The sequence below is a fragment of the Gordonia prachuapensis genome (assembly GCF_036350515.1).
Taxonomy (GTDB): domain Bacteria; phylum Actinomycetota; class Actinomycetes; order Mycobacteriales; family Mycobacteriaceae; genus Gordonia; species Gordonia prachuapensis.
The window spans coordinates 401,867-423,449 of sequence record NZ_JAZDUE010000001.1; the positions used below are offsets into that span (position 1 = coordinate 401,867).

Below are 21,583 nucleotides of genomic sequence, written 5' to 3' on the forward strand. Positions count from 1 at the left end.
CCACACGCACTCCACGGATGTGTCCGGTCGGGATCGGTCAACCGGCACGAGCGATGGCGGGCCGGCAATCACACAACGGATGCGGCGGCCATTCGGTGGCCACCAACTCGGCCGGTCCCGGTCGGAACTCCAGTGCCCGGTTGAGCAACTGGGGTGGCGGCCGGGTGGTGCCCGACCCCAATGCCGCCGCGAGATCCTCGATCTGCACCTGTGCGATGGCCGCGGTACCGCGTACGGTTCCCGCGGCCGCGTGGCCACGTTGCTCGACCATCTGCGCGGCCAGCATCGGCCAGTCCGGCTCCATCGTCGCGCGGTGGTGGTCGGCGCAGCGTAGGCAACTCGACAGGCCGGGCAGCACCAACGGGCCGACGACCCCCACTCCGTCCCGCACCCGGACCTGGAGGTGTGGGACACGAGCGGCGTTGAGTGCCTTGATGTTCGACGGGTCATGGACCAGGTAGTCGGTGAGCACCACCAGGTTCGACGTCCAGCCGTCGGTGCTCGCTGCCAGCGACAGCCGGCGCGTCGAGCGTCGAGGTGCCATGCCGGCGTCGGTGAGCGAGATGGACAGGAGATCGGTGATGGGACCTCGTCCGTGGAGTCGAATCCGCAGCGGTGTCACCGGTGACGGTGCCGCGACGGCGAGTCCCGCGTCGGTGAGTTGCGCGAGGATTGCGCCGAGATCGGCGGCGGCGAGCCCGATCAGCTCCGCGCGGCGGATGATGTCGGCGCCCGATCGTGGTCGGGTCAGGCCACGCAAGAGCGCCGCGACATCGTCGGCCCGCAGTGGCGACATGAGGTCGACGACCAGGCTGCGACGCGGATCGCTACCCACGTGCACACGATTGCCGGGCCGCACCATCACGGGGGTGCCGGGCCGGATCAGCGGAAACGCGCTCCGATCGTCCGGGGGCGGCGCCGTCGCGTCCCGGGACCGGCTGTGGTCGGGAACGGCATGCGGCACACCTCGATCGGACATGGCGTCACTGTGCCACCTCCCGGCGTCGGCGCCGCAGAGTTGTCCACAGGCCGGACGGCCGGTGGACAACCCTGTGTGAGCCGATCAGTCGTCGCGCTTGTCGGTGTCGGGACGATCGGGGCCGGAATCGTTGTCGTCGGCCGTGTCGTCGGATGACTTCTCGGCAGCACGTTCCTGGGCCAGCGTCGCCTCGAGTTGCGCGATCGGGTCGTCGAACGAACTCACCGCACCGCCGATGACGCCGTCGATGAATCCGGCCGGGTTGTCGAGGTCTTCGGCGTCGGGCATCAGGTCGGGGTGTGCCCACACACCGTCGCGGGTGGCGATGTCGCCGGCCTCGAGCAGCTGACGCCACAGTGCCGACGCCTCGCGGACCTTGCGCGGTCGCAACTCCATGCCGACCAGGGTCGCGAAGGTCTGTTCGGCCGGTCCGCCCGACGCGCGGCGACGACGCATCGTCTCGGTCAGGGCGCCGACGCTGGGGATGCGGTCGGACAGGGCGGCGGAGACCGTCTGCTCCACCCAGCCCTCGACGAGCGCGAGCAACGTCTCGAGGCGGGCGAGCGCGGCTTGCTGTTCCGGCGTCGTGGTCGGCTCGAACGACGCCGACGATCCGATCAGCTCCTCCAGCTTCGACGGGTTCGACAACAGCTCCTGCGGGTCCACGTCGGAGGTCATGTCGGCGATGCCACTGAAGTCGATGCTGATGCCGCGTGCGTACTCCTCGACCGTGGACAGCAGCCGCTGCCGAAGCCACGGGACATGCGTGAACAGCCGCACATGCGCAGCCTCACGCGCCGCAAGAAAGACGATGATCTCCTGTGCGGGCTGCTCGAGTCCGTCGGCGAAGGTGGCGATGGCCTCCGGTAGCAGGACCGCCACACCTTCCGGTGCCAACGGCAGTCCGACGTCGGTGGAGGTGAGTACCTCCTTGGCCAGATGGCCCAGGCCCTGGCCGAGCTGGGTGCCGAACGCCATACCGCTCATCTGGGTGAGCATGCCCATCATCGGGCCGGCGAACTGCGCGGCCTCGGCGGGAAGGTTCTGTTCCCAGGTGCGCGACAACTGTTCGGCGACGGGGTCGCAGAGGCGCTTCCACGTCGGCATCGACTCCTCGAGCCAGGTCACCGGAGTCCATGCCACCGACTGCCGCACCCCGCTGGGGAACGTGGTGACGTCGTCGAGCCAGACCTCGGCCAGCCGCACCGCGTCGGTGACCGCGGTGGTCTCCTTGTCCAGGACCGGCGTGAAGTTGCCGATCTGCTGACGCGCCAGGTTGGTCGCCACCTGGTAGTTCACCGCGCCGCCACCGGGGCCGGAGGTCATCCCGGCGCCCATGCCGCTGAGCATGTTCCCGAGCTGCGAGAACATCTGTCCCAACTGGGACGGATCGAAGGACGACGGGTCGAAACCCCCACTGCCGGGCGTGAAGCCGAATGGATTCTGCGCGCCGCCGGGGGTCTCGCCGCCCGAAGATCCCTCGTTCTTGCGGCGATCGTTGTCACCGCGGCGGTCGTCGTCGCCGTCGCCGGATGGGGAGAACCCGAAGGGCAGATCATTCATATCTCCACGGTACCGCCCGGTCTCGCGCTCGGCGTTCGCCTTGAGCGTACGCCGCTCAATGCCTGCGACCAGGGTGGATTGCCTCCGGGCGGGCGCGTAGGGGCTCGCCGGGCGTCGGGCTGATCGACAGGTGAGGTCAACTACTGTGAGCGGAATGAGTCTCCAGCCCGGCCATCGTCGGATAGCGACAGTCGCCGTGACGGCGCTGGTGTTCGTGGCCCTGTTGTTCGTCGGCACCTCGGTGCAGGTCCCGTTCGTGGCCCTCGGCCCCGGACCGACGGTCAACACGCTGGGGGAACTCGACGACAAGCCGGTGGTCGACATCGCCGGGGTGCCCACCGATCCGACCACCGGCAATCTCAACCTGACGACCGTGTCGGTCACCGATGGGATGTCGCTGTTCCAGGCACTGGGAATGTGGATGTCGGGCACGTACAGCATCGAGCCACGCGACCGACTCTTCCCGCCGGACCAGACGCCCGACCAGGTGCGGGAACGCAACCAGCAGGAGATGACGGGGTCGGAGGAGAGCGCGACGGCCGCGGCCCTGCGCTACCTGGATCGGCCGACCAAACTGGTGCTCGTCTCGGTGGCCGACGACGGTCCGGCCGCGGGGGAGCTGGAACCGGGGGACCAGGTGCTGACCGTCGCCGGAAGTCCGGTGTCGACGACCGCCGAGATGCAGGACGCGGTGATGTCCCAGGCGCCGGGCGACCCGGTGCCCGTCGAGATCGATCGCGGCGGAGCGCGGCAGACCGTGTCGGTGACCCTCGCGGCCCGACCCGACGACGCCGAGGCCGGCTACCTGGGGGTCACCCCGGAGGTGGTCAATGCCGATCCCGCGCTGGAGATCTCCTACAACGTCGGCGACATCGGCGGGCCGTCCGCGGGCATGATGCTGAGCCTGGCCGTGATCGACCGGCTCAGTCCGGGCGAGCTCACGAACGGTGACTTCATCGCAGGTACCGGCACCATCGACGAAGACGGTGCGGTCGGGCCGATCGGCGGGATCACCCACAAGACCCGCGCGGCACGCGACGCGGGTGCCTCGGTCTTCCTGGTGCCCGAACGCAACTGCGCCGAGGCGGCGTCGGACGTCCCGGACGGTTTGACCCTGGTGCGGGTGGCCGATCTCCAGGGTGCGGTCGACGCGCTCGACGACATCGGGGAAGGTCGGGACGCGCCGCACTGCTGACCATCGCCTCCGCAGTGCTCAGCCGGCTGTGTCAGGTGTCGGGTCGTCGAAGGTGTGGGCGAGTGCGTTTCGCAGGTCGGTCGCCAGATCGTGGCGGGTGAGCAGCTCGATCTCGGCCAAGGCTTCGGAGCCGTTCTCGTCGTGCTGCGCGCTGTCCGGCTGCAGGTGGAGAAGCGCCAGCGTCGTCCGGTTCCGTAGTGCGCCGACGACGAGCCGGGCGGTTCGCCGATCCGGGTGGGTGTGCGGCGCGCCGGTTGCGTCGGCGCCGGGCGGCAGCACCACGATCTCCTGGATGACGGCCGCGCCCGCGACCATCTCCGGCCAGGTCGTCGTCGCGAGCACCTGTTCGAGCGCAGTACCCGGGTCCTCGTCGTGCCCGGCTGTGGGAATGGGTTCCTGGGCCACCGGACTGAGCACGGAATCGTCGTCCGGGTCGATCAATCCGGGCTGGGTCGCGGCCAGCACGGCGGTCGGCACGAGCGCGAACAGCATCGGTGGCAGGCCCCAGCCCTGCGCGTCGACGAACTCGACGATGTCGCGGAGGGCGGCGCCGAGGTCGTCGACGGACGGGGTGGGCTCGGTGGCCGGATCGGGTTCGGTGCTCACGCGTCCCATCTTGCCGCCTCGCAAGCCGCCCCGACCCATCCGGATGTGACGTGGAACTCACCCGCGCAGCCGATCGTTGCCTTGTCGGTCGCGGGTGGCGCAATGTGGCCCGTCGATGCGGGTCGGGACGGACCAGTACAGTTGGGTGCACGAGTCAGGCGGGCACTCACGCCGGTCGGGCCGATGTCCGGAATGAGAACTTTGGAGAGTGGGTCAGGTGGGCGTTCGCGGGCCGGCAGGCATGCCGACACTGTCGCGCAGGAGCAAGATCGCCATCGGGATCGGTGTCGGCATCCTGGTGCTGCTCCTGGTCGGGCCTCGGCTCGTCGGGCTCGGCACGGACTGGTTGTGGTTCTCCGACGTCGGGTACACCCGGGTGTTCTCGACGGTCATGTGGACCCGGATCATCCTGTTCCTGATCACGACGTTGGTGGTCGGCCTGCTGGTGTTCGGTGCTATCGCCATGGCCTACCGCTCCCGGCCGGTCTTCGTGCCGGCGTCGGGGCCGAATGATCCGCTGGCGCGCTACCGCGCCACGGTGATGGGCCGCACCAAGTGGTTCGCGGTGATCCCCGCGATCATCATCGGCCTGCTGGCCGGCCTGGTCACCCAGGGGTCGTGGGCCACGGTGCAGATGTTCCTGCACGGAGAGAGCTTCGGCGTCACCGATCCGCAGTTCGGCATGGACGTGAGCTTCTACGCGTTCGACCTCCCGTTCATCCGGCTGATCCTGAACCTGCTGTTCGTCGTCGTGGTGATCGCATTCCTGGCGAACCTGCTGACGCACTACCTGTTCGGCGGTATCCGCCTCGCCGGCGGCGGTTCGAACGGCAACGGCCCGTCGATCTCGACCGCGGCGCGCATCCAGCTGGCCGCCCTCGCCGGGACTTTCCTGTTGCTGAAGGCGGCCGCCTACTGGCTCGACCGGTATTCGCTGCTGTCCAGCCAGCGCAAACAGGAGATCTTCACCGGTGCCAGCTACACCGACATCAACGCGGTGCTGCCGTCGAAGCTGATCCTCATGTCGATCGCGATCATCTGTGCGGTCGCATTCTTCGCCGGCATCGTGCTGCGCGACCTGCGCGTGCCGGCGCTGGCGACGGCACTGATGGTGTTGTCGGCGTTGGTGATCGGTGTCGGCTGGCCGCTGGCGATGGAGCAGTTCTCGGTCCGGCCGAACGCGGCGCAGAAGGAATCGGAATACATAGCGCGCAACATCACGGCGACCGAGCAGGCCTACGGCATCGGGCCCGAACAGGTCACCACACAACCGAACTGGACCGCGGAGCCGGTCAATCAGGCCACCGTCGATGCCGACGTCCCGACGCTGTCGAACCTGCGCATCCTGGATCCGAACATCGTCTCGCCGGCGTTCACGCAGCTGCAGCAGCGGCAGAACTTCTATGGATTCCCCACGCAGCTGGCGCTCGATCGGTACGAGATCGACGGCGAGATGCGCGATTTCGTGGTCGCCGTTCGTGAGATCGACCCGGGACGCCTGGTCGGGAACCAGACCAACTGGCTCAACAAGCACCTCGTCTACACCCACGGCAACGGGTTCATCGCCGCGCCCGCCAACCGGGTCAATCAGCCGGCATCCGACGACGTCGAGGGCGGCGGCTCGCCGGTCTTCTACGTCAGCGACCTGTCGAACTTCCAGACCGACGAGTATCAGGCCGAGGCGCCCATCAAGGTCACGCAGCCGCGCATCTACTTCGGCGAACTGATCGCCCAGGTGGATCCCGACTACGCGATCGTCGGCTCGAACAACGATCAGTCCCGCGAGTACGACACACAGGACTCCACCTACACCTACGAGGGCGACGCTGGTGTGTCGCTGAGCAACTACTTCAGTCGCCTGCTGTATTCGGTGCGGTTCGCCGAGCGGAACTTCCTGCTCTCCGGTGAGATCAACGAGAACTCGAAACTGCTCTACAACCGCGACCCGCGGGACCGTGTCGAGCAGGTGGCCCCGTGGCTGACCGTCGATTCGAAGACGTATCCGGCGGTGATGGAGGACGGTTCGATCAAGTGGATCGTCGACGGGTACACCACCCTCGACAACTATCCGTACGCGCAGCGGACCTCCCTGCAGGCGGCGACCACCGATGCGCAGGAACTGAATCAGGGCCAGACGGGCCGCACCCAGGTGAACCGCACGGTCTCCTACGTCCGTAACTCGGTGAAGGCCACCGTCGACGCCTACACGGGCGAAGTGACGCTCTACCAGTTCGACGATCAGGACCCCGTCTTGAAGACGTGGATGAACGTCTTTCCGGGGACGGTGAAGTCGCGTTCCGAGTTTGACCAGCAGGAATCACTGGCCGAGCACGTCCGCTACCCGGAGGACCTGTTCAAGATCCAGCGGTCGTTGTTGACGAAGTATCACGTCACCAATCCGCAGCAGTTCTTCGAGGGCAGTGACTTCTGGTCGGTGCCGTCGGATCCGACGAACGAGGACGCCGACGCGCAGGGGCTCGATCAGCCTCCGTACTACTTCGTGGCGTCGTCGCCGCGCACCGCGGATCCGTCGTTCCAGCTGACCTCGGTGCTGACCCGACTCAACCGTCCCATCCTGGGGTCATACATGACGGTGTCCTCCGATCCCGGGTCCTACGGCGAGATCACCGTCAAGACGATCCCGACCAACACGCAGCGGGACGGCCCGCGCCAGGCGTTCAACCCGATGCAGCAGGACGACCGGGTTGCCGAGAGCCGACGTAACTTCCAGGGCAACGTCGACGTCATGTTCGGCAACCTGTTGACCCTGCCCGTGGGCAACAGCGGCATCCTGTACGTCGTCCCGATGTACGCGCAGGCTCGTGGCGAGGGCACCTACCCGCGCCTGTTCCGGGTCATCACGCGATACGAGAACCGTGTCGGCTACGCACCGACCACGGCGGGTGCGCTCTCACAGGTGGGTATCTCGCCGCAGGGTGCCGCGCTGGTACCCGGTGAGGCGGCACCACCGGCCACCGAGCAGCCCGAGGGGGAGCAGCAGCCCGACGGCGAGCAGCAGGCCGCAGTTCCGGCACCGCCTGCGGCGGGTTCCTCCGCGGAACGCGACGCCGCGCTCCAGGCGATCAGCCAGGCGCTCGACGCGCTGGCGGAGGCGCAGAGCTCGGGCAACTTCACCGCCTACGGTGAGGCCCTCGACCAGCTGAACGCGGCCGTGGAGCAGTACGAGTCACTGCCGAATTAGTGAGGATCTCCGGCCGGGTTCCGGTTCGCAACGAATCGGAACCCGGCCGGATCACTCATTCGCGATAGCGACTGCGGTAGCGGCCGAGCTCGGCATCGGTGTTGTCGGGCAGAACCGGGCTGTGGTGATGACGGTGGCTCAGAGACATGAAGATCGCGGTGGCGCCGGCGAACGCGCCCACCATCATCAGTCCGAAGACGATCGCCAGTGCGACGTGACCGCCGGCCATCGACACCAACCACAGGGCCGCGGATGCGAATCCGACGAGCACCAGCAGATACCCGACAACGCTCATCGGGTGATTTCCGTGGCTCTCGTGATGGGGCATGTGCAGATGATGAGATGCCATCGTTCCTCCTCGATCTGAACGGTGTTCGTGTGTACACCGCCAGACTACCTCCTTGTGATTTTTGTCACAGTCGAACCACCTCGCAGCCGCGTGGCCGAGGCCGTTCCGGGCGCGGTCGTCGACTCGGCATCCGGGTCGATTCGGGCCCGTTTTCCTGCCGCCCATGTCCTCATGGCGGCACCAAAGTGTCTTGCGTCACAGCGGTTTTCGCAGTTCGGCGGAGATTCCGCGATGGCCGAGGGAGGCGATTTGCCTTTGCCGCGAACGTGTGTGTAACGTTGTGTTCACCAACGCGGGGTGGAGCAGCTCGGTAGCTCGCTGGGCTCATAACCCAGAGGTCGCAGGTTCAAATCCTGTCCCCGCTACCAAGGAAAGGCCCACGGTTCCGACAGGGACCGTGGGCCTTTTTCATGTCCGACGCGGGTCGTCCGTTGTCGCGCGGATCGTCGACCACTCGCGTGACCCGAGGCGACCCGCGCGAGTAGAGACGACCCGCGTGAAGTCAACGATCGTACGGCTGGGTCACGTCGGGTCCTCGTGGGTGACCGCCTTGTATCCGCGGGCCGCGGCACGGTCGATCGAGGCGCGCACCAGCGCGAAGATCAACCCTTGGACGGCTGCTCCGACAAGAACCTCGGTGGTGCCGTGGCGCAGGTCTTTGGGATCGGGGACGTCGGGTTCGTCGGAGATGCGCTTCCAGATCTGACCGAATGCTGCACTGGCAACGACGCCGCCGAGGACGCTCGTCGCGATCGACAGAGGCTTGTACATGGCCTTGGATACGGCGCTCATCGGTTCCTCCTCCATCGCCGGGTGATCACGAGCACGGCCACGAGGCCGAGCGCGGCGGCACCGCCTGCGGCCAGGGTGTTCTGGTTGTTGCGAGCAGTCTGGGCCAGGTCGGCGGCCGAATCCTGGACGCGGGCCTTGACGTCGGCTTTGCGTGCCAGCGCGTCGACCGTCTCGGCGAGTTCTGCACGTTGCTGCTCGACGGGTGGCAGGGCGTCGTCGGTGACGCCGTCATCGGACGGAGTGGTCATCGGAGGTGCTCCTTCACGGTGGTCACATCGTCGCGGACGCTCTGGGTGGCCTGCTCGGGTGTGGGCGGGACCGCGGCGCGCGCACGTCGAGCACCGACCAGCGCGGTCACCGCGCCGACCAGGATGAGTATTGCGGCGACGATGACGGCCGCCAACCACGCGGGTACCGCCTCTGCCAGACCCAGCACCGCCGCGGCCACGAGGGTGCCGAGCCCGAACAGCAGGAGCAGCGCACCCGCTCCCGAGACCCCGATGCCCACCCCGAGGCGGGTGCCCTTCGCACTCACCTCGTCCATCGCGTTACGGATCTCCGTCTTGACCAGGTCGGTGCTCTGGCGCTGCAGCCTCTCGATCAGTTGAACCGTGGAGAGCTCCTCGGGTGGGAGTTCACTCATCGATACCTCCTCATCACGGACGACCATCTGAGGTGACACCGATTACCCGCCCATCGGAGCGATAAACCGGGTCCCACCGAGTTCAAACGACGCCGGGTTTCTCGATTCCCGCACCCGGTGCCACCATGGATACGTGGAGATCACGAGCGAGGAGCAATTGCGGGCGGTCATCGGCCATCCGCACGAGACCGTGGCGAACAAGGTCCGACCGACGCTGCAGCAGATCCACATCGACTGGTTGGCCGCGACCCCGATGGTCTTCCTCGCGACCGCCGACCGTGCCGGACGCCTCGATGTCTCGCCGAAAGGGGACCCGGCGGGTCAGGTCGTCCATGTCGTGAACGAGACGACGATCGCGATCCCCGAACGCCCGGGCAACCGGCGCGTCGACGGATTCCTCAACATCTTGCAGAACCCGCAGGTGGGCACCATCGCGGTGATCCCGGGTCGCGGCGACACCCTGCGGGTCAACGGCCGCGCACGCATCGTCGACGACGCCGACTACTTCGACCTTCTGACCGTCAAACGGTCCCGGCCCATCCTCGCCGTCGAGATCGACGTCGAAGAGGTCTTCTTCCACTGCTCCAAGGCCTTCCTGCGGTCGGATCTGTGGCGGCCGGAGACCTGGCGTCCGACCGCATTGCCCAGCACTGCGCAGATCTCCAAGGCACTGATGCCCGAACTCGACCTCGACGAACTCGAGAAGGCGTACGCGGAACCCGAGTTCCGCAAGTGGCTGTACTGAACGGCCCTCGGGCGACCCGAGCACGACATCACTGTGGTGAAGTGAGGCCGCGCCCTCGCGGTCGTGGTTAACCTCAGTGCGGACACGGATCGATGACGACCAGCTGTCGAGGGGACATGATGGGCCACTACCGCGAAGCGTTCGACCGGGCACGAGACGACCGCGAGGAGTTCTGGCTGGCTGCCGCCGATGCGGTGGACTGGATCTCCCCGCCGACGCGTGCGCTCGATGATTCCGCCGCGCCCTTCTACCGATGGTTCCCCGACGGAACCCTCAACACGTCCTACAACGCGCTGGATCGGCACGTGGCCGCGGGAGCCGGCGACCGCACCGCGATGGTCTGGGACTCGGCCATGGTCGGCACGGTCCGCACGTACACCTACGCCGAACTGCTCGACGAGGTCTCGCGCTTCGCGGGAGTGCTGTCGGCGAACGGGGTCGCGGCCGGCGACCGGGTGGTGATCTATCTCCCGATGATTCCGGAAGCCGCGATCGCGATGCTCGCCTGCGCGCGCGTGGGCGCGGTTCATTCGGTTGTGTTCGGCGGGTTCGCCGCACGCGAGCTCGCCACGCGGATCGACGACGCCGAGCCGGTGGCCATCGTGACCGCGTCCGGCGGGTTGGAACCGGGACGTGCGGTGGAGTATCTGCCGATCATCGACAAGGCCCTCGACCTGGCCGCGTCGCCGCCACCGACCGTGATCGTCAAGAACCGGCCCGAGATCGCCGGCGACGCATCGGATCACGACGGATGGCTCGACTGGGACGAACTGATGTCGTCCGCGTCGCCGGTCGGCCCGACGCCGGTCGCCGCGACCGACCCGCTCTACATCCTCTACACGTCGGGCACCACCGGCAAACCGAAGGGAGTCGTCCGCGACAACGGCGGCCACGCCGTCGCACTCACATGGTCCATGCCGAACATCTACGACATCCGCGCCGGCGACGTGTGGTGGACGGCCTCCGACGTCGGGTGGGTCGTCGGACACTCCTACATCGTCTACGGTCCGCTGCTCGTCGGCGCGACCACGGTGATGTACGAGGGCAAACCCGTCGGCACCCCCGACGCCGGTGCGTTCTGGCGGGTGATCGCCGACCACGGGGTCAACGCCCTGTTCACCGCGCCGACCGCCATCCGCGCCATCCGCAAGGCCGACCCCGAGGCCGCCGAACTCACGAAGTACGACACGACGACGCTGCGGACCCTGTTCGCCGCCGGGGAGCGCCTGGACCCGGACACCTTCGAGTGGGCGAGCGCCACACTCGGCGTTCCGGTCGTGGACCATTGGTGGCAGACCGAGACGGGCTGGGCGATCGCCGCGAATCTCCGCGGCCTGGAACCGATGCCGATCAAGGCGGGCTCGCCGACTGTACCGGTGCCGGGCTACCGGGTCGGCATCGTCGACGCCGAGGGCACCGCGCTGGGGGCGGGGGAGGAGGGCAGCATCGTCATCGAGCTGCCGCTGCCGCCGGGGACGCTGACCGGCCTCTGGCGCGACGAGGAGCGCTTCCGCAAGTCGTACCTGTCGGCCTTCCCCGGGTACTACCTCACCGGCGACTCCGGATACCTCGACGACGACGGGTACGTGTTCGTGCTCGGGCGGTCCGACGACGTCATCAACGTTGCTGGGCACCGGCTGTCGACGGGCAGCATCGAAGCCGTCGTCGCCGCGCACCCGGCGGTGGCCGAATGCGCGGTGGTCGGCATCCACGACGACCTGAAAGGCCAACGGCCGAGCGGCTACGTGGTCCTCAAGGCCGGAGCGGAAATCGATCCGGACACTTTGCGTGACGAGCTGGTCGCGAAGGTGCGCAACGAGATCGGTGCGGTCGCGACCTTCCGCGACGTGACCGTCGTGGCCGCGCTGCCGAAGACCCGGTCGGGCAAGATCCTCCGAAAGACCATGCGCCAGATCGCCGATCACGAGGAGTACGCGGTACCGTCGACGATCGAGGATCCGGACGTGCTCGCCGACCTGGCGAAGCAGCTCGGCGGGTAGGGACGCGGGGGGACGATGGGGGCAGAAGACCCGCCTGACGGAGCATCGCGAGCCGATTCGCACCGGGAACTCCCCACCGACCCCGATGTGGTGCGTCCCCTGCACCTGCGGCCGAGCGCGATCGCGTGGGTGCTCGTCGGCGGAGCGTGCGGGACCGGGCTCCGGTACTGGGTGGAAGAGCTTCTGCCGCACGAGGACACCGCCTGGCCCTGGGGAACATTCCTGGTGAATTTCGTCGGTGCGTTCGCGCTCGGCGCCCTCCTCGAGGGACTGGCGCGCTCCGGGGAGGACGCCGGCGGGCGACGTCGGAATCGACTGTTGCTCGGCACCGGACTATGTGGCTCGTTCACCACCTACAGCAGTTTCGCGCTCGAGATGTCGCTGCTCACCCACCGGGATGCACTCCCCGTCGCGGTCGGCTACGGCATCGCCAGTGTCTGCGCGGGGGTGCTGTGTGCGTGGCTGGGGATCGTGGCGGCCCAGGCGGCAGTTCGTCGGCGGCCGGAGGCGACCACGTGATCGTCGTACTGGTGATGGTCGCCGGTGCCCTGGGCGCCGGCACGCGATTCATCCTCGACGGCGCGATCAAGCAGTGGCGACCCACGACGTTTCCGTGGGCGACGCTGCTGATCAACATCAGCGGATCGTTGCTCCTCGGCCTGATCGCCGGCTCGGTGATGTTCGCGACGCTCGAGCCGGACGTGCAGACCGTCGTCGGGACCGGATTCTGCGGCGGCTACACGACATTCAGCACGGCGAGCTTCGAAACTGTTCGGCTGCTGGAGCAACGGCGGTCGATGGCCGCGGTGCTCAATGTGCTCGTGTCTGTGCTCGGGAGCGCGGCGGCGTGCGGGCTGGGCCTGTACCTGGCGTGGGTCGTGTGAGCCCTCGTGGGTCGGGGTGCCCGGCCGGTCGTGTGGCGCCGCCGGTCGGGTAGCGTTTCGCCACCCGACCGGCGGAGCCGCTCACTTCAGTTCGGCGCTGCTCTTGTTCAGCACACGACGCGCGATGATGAGGTTCTGGATCTGCTGGGTCCCCTCGAAGATGTCGAGGATCTTCGAGTCACGGGCCCACTTCTCCACCAGCAGGCGCTCCGAATAGCCCAGGGTGCCGGTCAGTTCCACCACCTTGTTGGTGATGTCGGTGCCGGTCCGGCCGGCCTTGGCCTTGGACATCGACGCCTCGAGCGAGTTGGGTTCGGAGTTGTCGGCCATCCACGCGGCACGCATGGTGTGCAGGTATGCGGCCTCGAAGTCCGACTCCATCCGGATGAATTCCGCTGCGGCGGCATGCTGGTCGGCGGCTGGGCGGTCGTAGTCGATCTCGATGCCGGCCTCCTCGAGGATGCGTCGCAGTTCCTCCAGGGCTGCCCGGGCGACACCCACGGCCATACCGGCGACCATGGGCCGCGTGTTGTCGAAGGTCTGCATGACCCCGCCGAAGCCCTTCTTGGTGTCGACCTCCGGCGAGCCGAGCAGGTTGTCCTTGGGGATGCGGCAGTTCTCGAATCGGATCACCGCGGTGTCGGACACGCGGATGCCCAGTTTGTGCTCGAGCCGCACCACCTCGACGCCCGGGTGCTCCCGCGGGACGACGAAGCTCTTGATGGCGGCGCGTCCGAGGCTCTTGTCGACCGACGCCCACACCACGATGTGGGTGGCGCGGGAACCGGCGGTGACGAAAATCTTCTCGCCGTTGAGGACGTAGTCGTCGCCGTCGGGGGTCGCCGTGGTCGACACCGCCGCGGAGTCCGAGCCGAAGCTGGGCTCGGTGATGGCCATCGCGGCCCACACCTTGCCGAAGCTCTTGAGCTGGTCGTCGGTCGCGACCGCGGCGATCGCGGCGTTGCCGAGACCCTGATACGGGATCGTCAGCATCAGGCCGACGTCGCCCCACGAGGTCTCCATCGTGTTGATCACCGACTGCATGTTGCCGCCGTTGACCACGGCGCCTTCCGCACGCGGCTTGTCGGACTTCTTCTGGCTGCGTCCGCCGTCGGCGCCCGCGCCGGCCTGACCGGCTTCCGAGAGACCGTCGTACAGGCTCGCCAGGGTATCGAGTTCCACGGGATAGTCGTGCTCGCGCAGGTCGTACTTGCGCGAGATCGGCCGGAAGATCTCGGCCGCGGCCTGGTGGGCCTGATCGATCGTCGCGTTCAGCTTCTTGGGCAGTTCGAGATTGATGCTCATGTCAGATATTCCTCACCGGATCCGGTCGTCTAGAGGACGACGACGCCCTCGCCGATACCCGCACCGCGCAGGTCGCGATACCAACGCTCCACCGGATGTTCCTTGGTGAAGCCGTGGCCGCCCAGCAACTGGATGCCGTCGAGTCCGATCTGCAGACCCTTGTCGATGGTGAGCTTGCGGGCCAGTGCGGCTTCGCGGGCGAACGACAGGCCCTGCTCGGCACGCGCGGCACCACGCAATGTCACCAGCCGGATCGAATCGACCTCGGTGGCGATGTTGGCCACCATGAATGCCACCGCCTGTCGGTTGGAGATCGGCTCGCCGAACGCCTCGCGCTCGTTCACGTAGGGGATCACGTAGTCGAGGACGGCCTTGGCGGTGCCGGAGGCGAGTGCCGACCAGCCCAGACGCGACAGGCGCACCACGTCGCGGTACGCGGCGAAGGCGGCGTCGCCCTCGGCGCCACCCAGGAGCGCCGACGCCGGAACGGCGACGTCCTGCAGCAGCAGGCGACCCATGCCGGCGGCGCGCACGCCCATGCCGGGGTCGGCCTCGACGATCAGGCCCTTGGTGTCGGATTCGACGATGAAGAGGGCCGGGCGGCCGTCGAGCTGCGCTCCGATGATGAACAGCTCAGACGAGCCCGCTGCCGGAACGAACGACTTCACGCCGTTGAGGCGGTAGCCGCTGGGTACCCGGGTTGCCTTGGTACCCAGGTCGAATGCGTCGAACAGCGGCTTGGGTTCGGCGATCACGACGGCCGACTGCGGTACGTCCTCGCCGGCGAAGTCCGGCAGGTAGGTGCGCTGCTGCTCGTCGGTGCCGAAGTTCGTCAGCGTGGTGGCCACGCCACTCGGGGCCAACAGCGGCAGGGCCAGGCCCATGTCGCCGTACGCCATCGCCTCGGCGACGAGCGCGTTGGTGACCACGCCGCGCTCGGTCGCTGCGCCGTCGAAGTCCTCGGGAACGTTGATCATCGTGATGCCGAGCTCAGCGGAGCGCTTCACCAGATCCGCCGGTGCCTCGGCCGCGTTGTCGGCGTCGTAGGCGGCGGGTCGCAGGATCTCGGTGGAGAACTCGCGCACCGTCTCCGCGATCATCTGCTGCTCGTCGTCGGGGTTGAGGTTGAAGAAACCCTTGGGCGAGGTGGTCAGCCGCTTGGCCTGCCCGGACCCGCCCTGGGCGGCCTTGAACGCACGGTTGGCCGCACCCAGCGTCTGGAAACCGGTCTTGGTGCCCTGGTAGGCGATGCGGTTGAGTGGCTCGCGGATCTTGTACTTGTCGGCGAACTCCGACCCGGTGACGGTCGTCAACACGCGCATCGCGGTGCCGATGAAGTTACGGGGGTGCGGGTTCTTGCCGACTGCGGAGGTGTCGCGCGGGTCGGAGTGCCGCGTTTCGGTGTGAGAGGTCATGATCACCAGCAATTCTCGGGCGGGTCGGGTGCGCACCGGATGGCCGCACCGCAATCTTACTCGGTAGTAAGTACAGACCTTACTATTCGGTAAGGAGCTTGTCACGTAGTTGCTCGAGACGACGCCGTGCCGGCCGATCTACGCTGGTCGGGTGACCGTAGACCGCCGCTCCGCCGACTCGTCCGCGTCGTCGACGACCGGGCAGCGACGGATCGACGCCGGCGCCCGGGTGACCGCTGCGGGCCTCGGCACGGTGGGTCTGGCTGCGCTCGCGACAACCGTCGTGGTGCAGCCCGAGGTGGTCGCCGACGGCCCGGAGTTGTGCCCGTTCGCTCGGATGACCGGACTGCCGTGCCCGGCCTGCGGACTGACCCGTAGTTGGGTGGCGCTCGGGCACGGCGACCTCGAGGCGACGGTGTCCTTCAATGTGTTCGGGCCGGTGTTCATGGTGCTGGCCATCGTGGTGACCGCGGTCGCACTGTGGTCGGCGGCCACCGGCGCGCATGGGTTGGATCGGGTTCGTGCGGTCCTGACGAGTCGCCCGATGCTCATCGTCGTCGGTCTGTGGGCCGGCTACGGCCTGGTGCGGCTCGCCGATGCGGGATTCGGCTGGGGCTGGTTCCCGGCGATCACCTGAATCGCGTTGGAACGGGCGCCGCGACGACACGGAGTCGCTCCGAGACGTGACGCGGCCGCCGATGGATAGCAGAGTGGGCATATGCAGATCACACACTTCGGTCACTCGTGCGTCCTGGTGGAGATCGACGGCACCAGAATCCTCTTTGACCCGGGCAGCTTCTCGCACGGCTTCGAGGGCGTCACCGACCTCGACGCGATCCTCATCACCCATCAGCATCCCGACCACTGCGACACCGGACGACTGCCCGATCTCGTCGCGGCCAATCCGCAGGCGATGCGTTTCGCCGACCCGCAGACCGCCGCCCAGCTCAACGGCGACGACGTCGCGGGTCCCTGGACGACCGCCAATGCCGGTTCGCACGCGCAGATCGGGGCTGTCACCGCGCGATTCACCGGGGGGCGGCACGCGGTGATCCATCCCGAGATCCCGGTCGTCGACAACGTCGCCTACGTGCTGGACACCAAGTCGATGACCGGACGCTTCATGCATCCGGGCGACTCGTTCTACATCCCGTTCGAGAGGATCGACGTCCTCGCCCTGCCGTCGGCCGCGCCGTGGATGAAGCTCAGCGAATCCGTCGACTACCTCCGGGCCATGGCACCGCGCATCGCGGTCCCCATCCATCAGGCGATCCTGTCCGACGCCGGGTCCGGCGTGCACTACGGACGGCTGGCCGACATGAAGGCACCCTCCACCGACTTCATGGTCCTGGACAAGGAGTCGGCAACCGAGGTCTGACACCCAACCCTGGGTCTGACGCCGTTCTTCCCCCACGAGTCGTCACATCCGCCAGCTGCAACTGGGGGATGTAACGATTCGTGGGGGACGAACGCCATCCGTGCGGGGCGCCGGCGGGCGCCGGGCGTCAGGGGGCGGTGGGCGAGAGGGCGTCGAGCACCCCGTCGTGCAGTACTCCGTTCGTGGCGACCGCGCTGCCGCCCGCCGGGCCGACGGTGCCGTCGAGGGCGGTGAAGCGTCCACCCGCCTCCCGCACGATGATGTCGAGTGCCGCCAGGTCCCACAGCGACACCTCCGGCTCGGCCGCGATGTCGACCGCGCCCTCGGCGACGAGGCAGTAGTTGTAAAAGTCGCCGTACCCGCGCACCCGCCAGACCGCGTCCGTCAGCGCGATGAACTCGTCGCGGATACCGCGATCACGCCACCCGGACAGGCTGGAGAACGCCAGGCTCGCCGACGAGACCTCGGCGACGCCGGAGACGCTCACTCGTCGGGGAAACTCCTCGCCGTCGAACACGGCGAATGCGCCGTGGCCTTCGGCGGCCCACCAGCGGCGGCGCAGTGCGGGTGCGGACACCACGCCCACTCGTGGGGTGCCGTCGACGAGCAGTGCGATGAGGGTGGCCCACACGGGCACACCCCGGACGAAGTTCTTGGTGCCGTCGATCGGGTCCACCACCCACTGCCGGCCGGTGAGGACCGCGTCGCCGCCGAACTCCTCGCCCAGCACCGCGTCGTCGGCACGACGGGCCGCCAGCCGTTGCCGCACCATCGTCTCGCACGCCAGGTCGGCGTCGGACACAGGTGTCAGGTCCGGTTTGTCGTCTACCCGGAGGTCGACCGCCAGGAATCGCTCCATCGTCAAGGCATCGGCCGAGTCCGCGAGAGACAACGCCAGTTCGAGATCATCGGTGATGGCGTACGGCTCGCTACGGCCTGCAGCGCTGTCGGGAGGCATGCCGGTAGGTTAGGCCACCGCCGCGACGTCCAGAGTCACGACGGGCGATGATGTCGGGGTGCCATCACACGAGACCGTCGAAACCGCGATCTTCGTCACGTTCGCCGTGGTCGCGACTCTGGCCGTGCCCGTGTCCTTGATCCTGGCCCGGCGCAAGCAGAAGCGCCGCGGAGGCTTCCCGGACCATGATCCCGGTCTCGGACCCTGGAACGCCCTCCCGGTGCGCGCTCATGACCGCACGGTCTCGCGTCCCGCGCCGCGTTCCCGGACATCCGGGCCGGTGGCCGACCTCGATTCGCCGGACCCCGTCGTCCGAATCCGTGCGCAGCGCCGGGCGCAGGTGAACCCACGAACGTCCGATTTGCCCGAGGCCGACCGGTAGGGTGACCGTCATGGATCTGCTCGCGATCGGTTTCACCGTCATCCTTGCGGCAGTCGTCGTGGCGTTCGTCGTCCAATGGCAGCGTGGCCGCAATCCGCGTCCGCTGAGTGGTTCTCGCGCAGCCCAGTTCGTCCAGGGGACCTTCACGGTCACCGGCGTGAGTGAACGGCCCGAGCAGGGCGACGCCAAGGGGGAGCGGTTCTGCACGGTGTCCGGCACGATCGTCGGACCGCAGACCGACCCCGCGGAAGTGTACGGCACGCTGGTCCTCGGCGAAACGGACCCGTGGCCGCAGATCGGCGCCGATCTCCCGGTGGTGTACAAGCCGGGCAAGGCGACGTCGTCGTGGCGATTCGGCGAGCTGCCGCCGGCAGATCCGACCGTGCCACCCGGACAGGTCCCGCCCGCCTGAGCGTTTGCGCCCGAACCTCGGGCGGGGAGGCCTGCCGCGTTTCGCGGCGGTAGGCTTGATTACCGTGCATCCCGACGTAGCAGCAGATCTCGAATCCATCGGCGCCACCTTGACCACGGTCGAGAAGGTGCTCGACCTCGATGAGTTGCGTCGGCGGATCGAGGAACTGGAGATGCAGGCCTCCGATCCCGATTTGTGGAACGACCAGGATCACGCCCAGCAGGTGACCAGCGAGTTGTCGCACGCGCAGACCGAGTTCCGTCGCGTGTCCGAACTCCGCCAGCGTCTCGACGATCTGCCCGTGCACTACGAACTGGCCGACGCGGAAGAGGGCGACGACCGGACGGCCGCGCTCGCCGATGCGGACTCCGAGCGGGCCTCGCTGAAGGCCGACGTCGAGGCCATGGAGGTCAAGACGATGCTCGCCGGCGAATACGACCAGCGCGATGCGCTCGTCAACATCCGCTCGGGCGCGGGTGGGGTCGACGCCGCCGACTGGGCGCAGATGCTGATGCGGATGTACATCCGGTGGGCCGAGAAGCACAAGTACGGCGTCGAGGTCTACGACACCTCCTACGCCGAAGAGGCCGGGATCAAGAGCGCGACGTTCGCCGTGAAGGCGCCCTACATGTACGGGACGCTGTCGGTCGAGCAGGGCACCCACCGTCTCGTCCGGATCAGCCCGTTCGACAACCAGGGCCGCCGTCAGACGTCGTTCGCCGAGGTGGAGATCCTCCCGGTCGTCGAGACGACGGACCACATCGAGGTCGACGAGAACGAGGTCAAGGTCGACGTCTATCGCTCGTCGGGCCCGGGTGGCCAGTCGGTCAACACCACCGATTCCGCGGTCCGATTGACCCATATGCCGACCGGCATCGTGGTGACCTGTCAGAACGAGAAGAGCCAGCTCCAGAACAAGGCGGCCGCGATGCGCGTGCTGCAGGCGAAGCTGCTCGAACGCAAGCGTCAGGAGGAACGCGCCGAACTCGACGCCCTCAAGGGCGACGGCGGCTCGAGCTGGGGCAACCAGATGCGTTCCTACGTGCTGCACCCGTATCAGATGGTCAAGGACCTGCGCACCAACGTCGAGGACAACAATCCCAGCTCGATCCTCGACGGTGAGATCGACAAGTTCATCGAGGCCGGCATCCGCTGGCGTATGGCCGCTGCAGACGCCTGACATGGGACCGACCATGACGTCGCTCGCCTTCGCGCCCGGCGCGACCCAATCTGTGCTCGGACGCTTCTACGTGTGGCTGGCCACCAACGGCCTGGAGATCCTGATCTGGATTCTCGCCGGCCTGCTCGTCATCCGCTTCATCCGATGGGGCGCCGACGGCTACGCCGCTCGGCTCAAGACCCAGTTCGATTCCAGCGACCTCATCGTTCAGACCGAGGACGCCAAGCATCGGCGCGCGCTGGTCGACGTCGTCGCGTGGACGCTGATCGTGATCGTGGCGATCATCGTCATCGTCCGGATCGCGCTGATCCTGGGCGTACCCGTCACCGGGCTCGCCGGTCCGGGCGCGGTGCTCGGTGCCGCGCTGGGTTTCGGCGCGCAGCGGGTGGTGCAGGACATCCTGGCCGGGTTCTTCGTGGTGGCCGAGAAGCAGTACGGGTACGGCGACGTGGTCAACCTGACGACCACCGCGAACGGTACGGCGGAGGGCACCGTGGAGGATGTGTCCCTGCGGATGACCAAGCTCCGCACCGGCGAGGGCGAGGTGATCACCGTGCCCAATGGGCAGATCATCAAGGCCACCAACCTGTCCAAGGATTGGGCCCGCGCCGTCGTGGACGTCCCCGTGCCCGCCGATGCGGACATCGCGCTCGTCAACGAGACGCTCGATCGGATCGGCGATGAGTTCTACGAGCAGAATCGTTGGCACGCCCTGCTGCTGGACTCGCCGTCGCCGCTCGGCGTGATCGACCTCGAACTCGATTCGATCACCGTGCGGATGGTCGCCCGCACCCTGCCCGGCAAACAGTTCGACGTGAGTCGGGCATTGCGCATCGAGATCGTGCGCGCGCTGGCTCGCGAGGGCATCACCGTGGCGCCCGGACGTGAGGTGGACGCGGGTGGCGGTCCACCCGCGACGCTCGCCGACGAGGCCGGAAAGGTGCGTGATTCCTGATGTCCCCGAAACACAGCGCCGATGGCACGCCCGACGGAACCCCCGACGACGACACGCCCGCCGACGAGACGCCGACCCGCGAGATGAAGATCGAGCCCACACCGGACACCGCGGCCGAGCAGGAGGCGGTCGCCGCCGACCGGAGCGCCGCCGAGAAGACGGCCGCCCCGGAGGAACGCAAGCCGATCATCCCGGAACGCTTCCGCGACTGGGGCCACGTCTACAAGACCCGCATCCGCACCAGTACCGCGGTACTGGTCATCGCGTTCCTCGGCTCGGTGATCCTCTACGGCTACACCTCGCAGCGCTACGGCGTCGTCGAACCGCCGACCGCACCCGCGCCCCGGTCCACCCAGTCGACGACCACCGAGCCCAGCTGGACCTCGACCCCGTCGAGCACGGTCACCTCCACGACCACCACGACCGACTCGGTGGAGACCGGGACCGACGGTGAACCGCAGACCGGCGCGGAGACCGGCCAGGAACAGACGACGACCGAGACCACCGGGCCGGGGCTCCCGCAGCTTCCGTTCCCGAATTTCGGCGGCAACCAGGAGACGACCACGGTTCCCGAGCGCTGACCAGGCGAGACACCCCGCCCTGGAACCTGAGCGTTCGTCTCAGCGCCCGTGGCTACACT

General features: G+C 67.8%; 23 protein-coding genes and 1 tRNA gene. 14 read left to right on the forward strand and 10 right to left on the reverse strand.

Features of this window, described 5'->3' with window-relative positions:
• Window positions 1-37: 37 nt before the first annotated feature.
• Both V1Y59_RS01755 and V1Y59_RS01760 read right to left on the reverse strand, forming a co-directional pair.
• Entirely contained in the window at window positions 38-979 is a 942-nt protein-coding gene (locus V1Y59_RS01755; protein WP_330503097.1) for a hypothetical protein, read from the reverse strand.
• A gap of 84 nt (window positions 980-1,063) precedes the next feature.
• Entirely contained in the window at window positions 1,064-2,542 is a 1,479-nt protein-coding gene (locus tag V1Y59_RS01760; protein ID WP_330503098.1) for a zinc-dependent metalloprotease, read from the reverse strand.
• A 154-nt stretch (window positions 2,543-2,696) separates the two neighbouring features.
• On the opposite strand from V1Y59_RS01760, the gene V1Y59_RS01765 reads away from it, so the two are divergent.
• Window positions 2,697-3,737, forward strand: coding sequence for a YlbL family protein (locus V1Y59_RS01765; protein WP_330503099.1), 1,041 nt, complete (start codon window positions 2,697-2,699; stop codon window positions 3,735-3,737).
• 18 nt (window positions 3,738-3,755) lie between these two features.
• Here the strand turns inward: V1Y59_RS01765 and V1Y59_RS01770 are convergent, their stop codons facing one another.
• Entirely contained in the window at window positions 3,756-4,352 is a 597-nt protein-coding gene (locus V1Y59_RS01770; protein ID WP_330503100.1) for a PPA1309 family protein, read from the reverse strand.
• Window positions 4,353-4,584: 232 nt separating this feature from the next.
• Between V1Y59_RS01770 and V1Y59_RS01775 the strand changes: the two genes are divergently transcribed.
• Window positions 4,585-7,545: a UPF0182 family protein gene (locus tag V1Y59_RS01775; RefSeq protein WP_431309079.1), complete on the forward strand. Its 2,961-nt coding sequence runs from the start codon at window positions 4,585-4,587 to the stop codon at window positions 7,543-7,545.
• Between the two features lie 55 nt (window positions 7,546-7,600).
• Here V1Y59_RS01775 and V1Y59_RS01780 read toward each other — a convergent pair whose 3' ends face one another.
• Window positions 7,601-7,894 carry a hypothetical protein gene (locus V1Y59_RS01780; RefSeq protein WP_330503102.1) on the reverse strand — a complete coding sequence of 98 codons (294 nt, stop codon included), beginning with the start codon at window positions 7,892-7,894 and terminating at the stop codon, window positions 7,601-7,603.
• A gap of 291 nt (window positions 7,895-8,185) precedes the next feature.
• Between V1Y59_RS01780 and V1Y59_RS01785 the strand changes: the two genes are divergently transcribed.
• Window positions 8,186-8,262: transfer RNA gene (locus V1Y59_RS01785), tRNA-Met, on the forward strand.
• Window positions 8,263-8,416: 154 nt separating this feature from the next.
• Here V1Y59_RS01785 and V1Y59_RS01790 read toward each other — a convergent pair.
• From V1Y59_RS01790 to V1Y59_RS01800, 3 genes are read right to left on the reverse strand one after another with little or no spacing between them, the layout of a single operon-like run.
• Window positions 8,417-8,686 (reverse strand): DUF4235 domain-containing protein, encoded by a 270-nt coding sequence (locus V1Y59_RS01790; protein ID WP_330503103.1) that lies wholly within the window; start codon window positions 8,684-8,686, stop codon window positions 8,417-8,419.
• Window positions 8,683-8,934 (reverse strand): DUF3618 domain-containing protein, encoded by a 252-nt coding sequence (locus V1Y59_RS01795; RefSeq protein ID WP_330503104.1) that lies wholly within the window; start codon window positions 8,932-8,934, stop codon window positions 8,683-8,685. Before V1Y59_RS01795 ends, V1Y59_RS01790 begins: the two co-directional genes overlap by 4 nt.
• Window positions 8,931-9,329 carry a phage holin family protein gene (locus V1Y59_RS01800; protein WP_330503105.1) on the reverse strand — a complete coding sequence of 133 codons (399 nt, stop codon included), beginning with the start codon at window positions 9,327-9,329 and terminating at the stop codon, window positions 8,931-8,933. The genes V1Y59_RS01795 and V1Y59_RS01800 overlap by 4 nt, the downstream gene beginning before the upstream one ends.
• A 133-nt stretch (window positions 9,330-9,462) precedes the next feature.
• On the opposite strand from V1Y59_RS01800, the gene V1Y59_RS01805 reads away from it, so the two are divergent.
• The 4 genes from V1Y59_RS01805 to crcB (V1Y59_RS01820) all read left to right on the forward strand — a co-directional run bounded on the left by V1Y59_RS01805 (window position 9,463) and on the right by crcB (V1Y59_RS01820) (window position 12,958).
• Window positions 9,463-10,074, forward strand: a complete 612-nt coding sequence (locus V1Y59_RS01805) for an MSMEG_1061 family FMN-dependent PPOX-type flavoprotein (protein ID WP_330503106.1) — start codon at window positions 9,463-9,465, stop codon at window positions 10,072-10,074.
• 119 nt (window positions 10,075-10,193) lie between these two features.
• Complete coding sequence (locus V1Y59_RS01810) at window positions 10,194-12,074, forward strand: propionyl-CoA synthetase (RefSeq protein ID WP_330503237.1); 1,881 nt, start codon at window positions 10,194-10,196, stop codon at window positions 12,072-12,074.
• A 15-nt stretch (window positions 12,075-12,089) separates the two neighbouring features.
• A complete protein-coding gene (crcB, locus tag V1Y59_RS01815) occupies window positions 12,090-12,593 on the forward strand; it encodes a fluoride efflux transporter CrcB (RefSeq protein WP_330503107.1) in 504 nt (167 codons plus the stop codon).
• The gene (crcB, locus tag V1Y59_RS01820) at window positions 12,590-12,958 is read left to right on the forward strand and encodes a fluoride efflux transporter CrcB (protein ID WP_330503108.1); all 369 of its coding nucleotides are present in this window, start codon (window positions 12,590-12,592) and stop codon (window positions 12,956-12,958) included. The genes crcB (V1Y59_RS01815) and crcB (V1Y59_RS01820) overlap by 4 nt, the downstream gene beginning before the upstream one ends.
• Window positions 12,959-13,039: 81 nt before the next feature.
• On the opposite strand, the gene V1Y59_RS01825 is transcribed toward crcB (V1Y59_RS01820), so the two are convergent.
• Both V1Y59_RS01825 and V1Y59_RS01830 read right to left on the reverse strand, forming a co-directional pair.
• A complete protein-coding gene (locus V1Y59_RS01825) occupies window positions 13,040-14,263 on the reverse strand; it encodes an acyl-CoA dehydrogenase family protein (RefSeq protein ID WP_330503109.1) in 1,224 nt (407 codons plus the stop codon).
• A 29-nt stretch (window positions 14,264-14,292) separates the two neighbouring features.
• Window positions 14,293-15,684, reverse strand: a complete 1,392-nt coding sequence (locus V1Y59_RS01830) for an acyl-CoA dehydrogenase family protein (RefSeq protein WP_431309080.1) — start codon at window positions 15,682-15,684, stop codon at window positions 14,293-14,295.
• 145 nt (window positions 15,685-15,829) lie between these two features.
• Here V1Y59_RS01830 and V1Y59_RS01835 point away from each other — a divergent pair, with 145 nt between their 5' ends.
• Together V1Y59_RS01835 and V1Y59_RS01840 are read left to right on the forward strand one after the other, a co-directional pair.
• Window positions 15,830-16,315 (forward strand): DUF2752 domain-containing protein, encoded by a 486-nt coding sequence (locus V1Y59_RS01835; RefSeq protein WP_330503111.1) that lies wholly within the window; start codon window positions 15,830-15,832, stop codon window positions 16,313-16,315.
• 81 nt (window positions 16,316-16,396) lie between these two features.
• A complete protein-coding gene (locus tag V1Y59_RS01840; protein ID WP_330503112.1) occupies window positions 16,397-17,056 on the forward strand; it encodes an MBL fold metallo-hydrolase in 660 nt (219 codons plus the stop codon).
• Window positions 17,057-17,183: 127 nt separating this feature from the next.
• Here V1Y59_RS01840 and hisN read toward each other — a convergent pair whose 3' ends face one another.
• On the reverse strand, window positions 17,184-18,014 hold the full coding sequence (hisN, locus tag V1Y59_RS01845) for a histidinol-phosphatase (protein ID WP_330503113.1): 831 nt from the start codon (window positions 18,012-18,014) through the stop codon (window positions 17,184-17,186).
• A gap of 58 nt (window positions 18,015-18,072) precedes the next feature.
• Between hisN and V1Y59_RS01850 the strand changes: the two genes are divergently transcribed.
• The 5 genes from V1Y59_RS01850 to V1Y59_RS01870 all read left to right on the forward strand — a co-directional run bounded on the left by V1Y59_RS01850 (window position 18,073) and on the right by V1Y59_RS01870 (window position 21,524).
• Window positions 18,073-18,396 carry a hypothetical protein gene (locus tag V1Y59_RS01850; protein WP_330503114.1) on the forward strand — a complete coding sequence of 108 codons (324 nt, stop codon included), beginning with the start codon at window positions 18,073-18,075 and terminating at the stop codon, window positions 18,394-18,396.
• Between the two features lie 10 nt (window positions 18,397-18,406).
• Window positions 18,407-18,808 (forward strand): hypothetical protein, encoded by a 402-nt coding sequence (locus V1Y59_RS01855; RefSeq protein ID WP_330503115.1) that lies wholly within the window; start codon window positions 18,407-18,409, stop codon window positions 18,806-18,808.
• Between the two features lie 64 nt (window positions 18,809-18,872).
• On the forward strand, window positions 18,873-19,988 hold the full coding sequence (gene prfB, locus V1Y59_RS01860; protein ID WP_330435466.1) for a peptide chain release factor 2: 1,116 nt from the start codon (window positions 18,873-18,875) through the stop codon (window positions 19,986-19,988).
• Between the two features lie 13 nt (window positions 19,989-20,001).
• Window positions 20,002-20,943, forward strand: coding sequence for a mechanosensitive ion channel family protein (locus V1Y59_RS01865; protein WP_330503116.1), 942 nt, complete (start codon window positions 20,002-20,004; stop codon window positions 20,941-20,943).
• A complete protein-coding gene (locus tag V1Y59_RS01870) occupies window positions 20,943-21,524 on the forward strand; it encodes an Rv3103c transmembrane domain-containing protein (protein WP_330503117.1) in 582 nt (193 codons plus the stop codon). The genes V1Y59_RS01865 and V1Y59_RS01870 overlap by 1 nt, the downstream gene beginning before the upstream one ends.
• The last annotated feature ends 59 nt before the right edge of the window (window positions 21,525-21,583 follow it).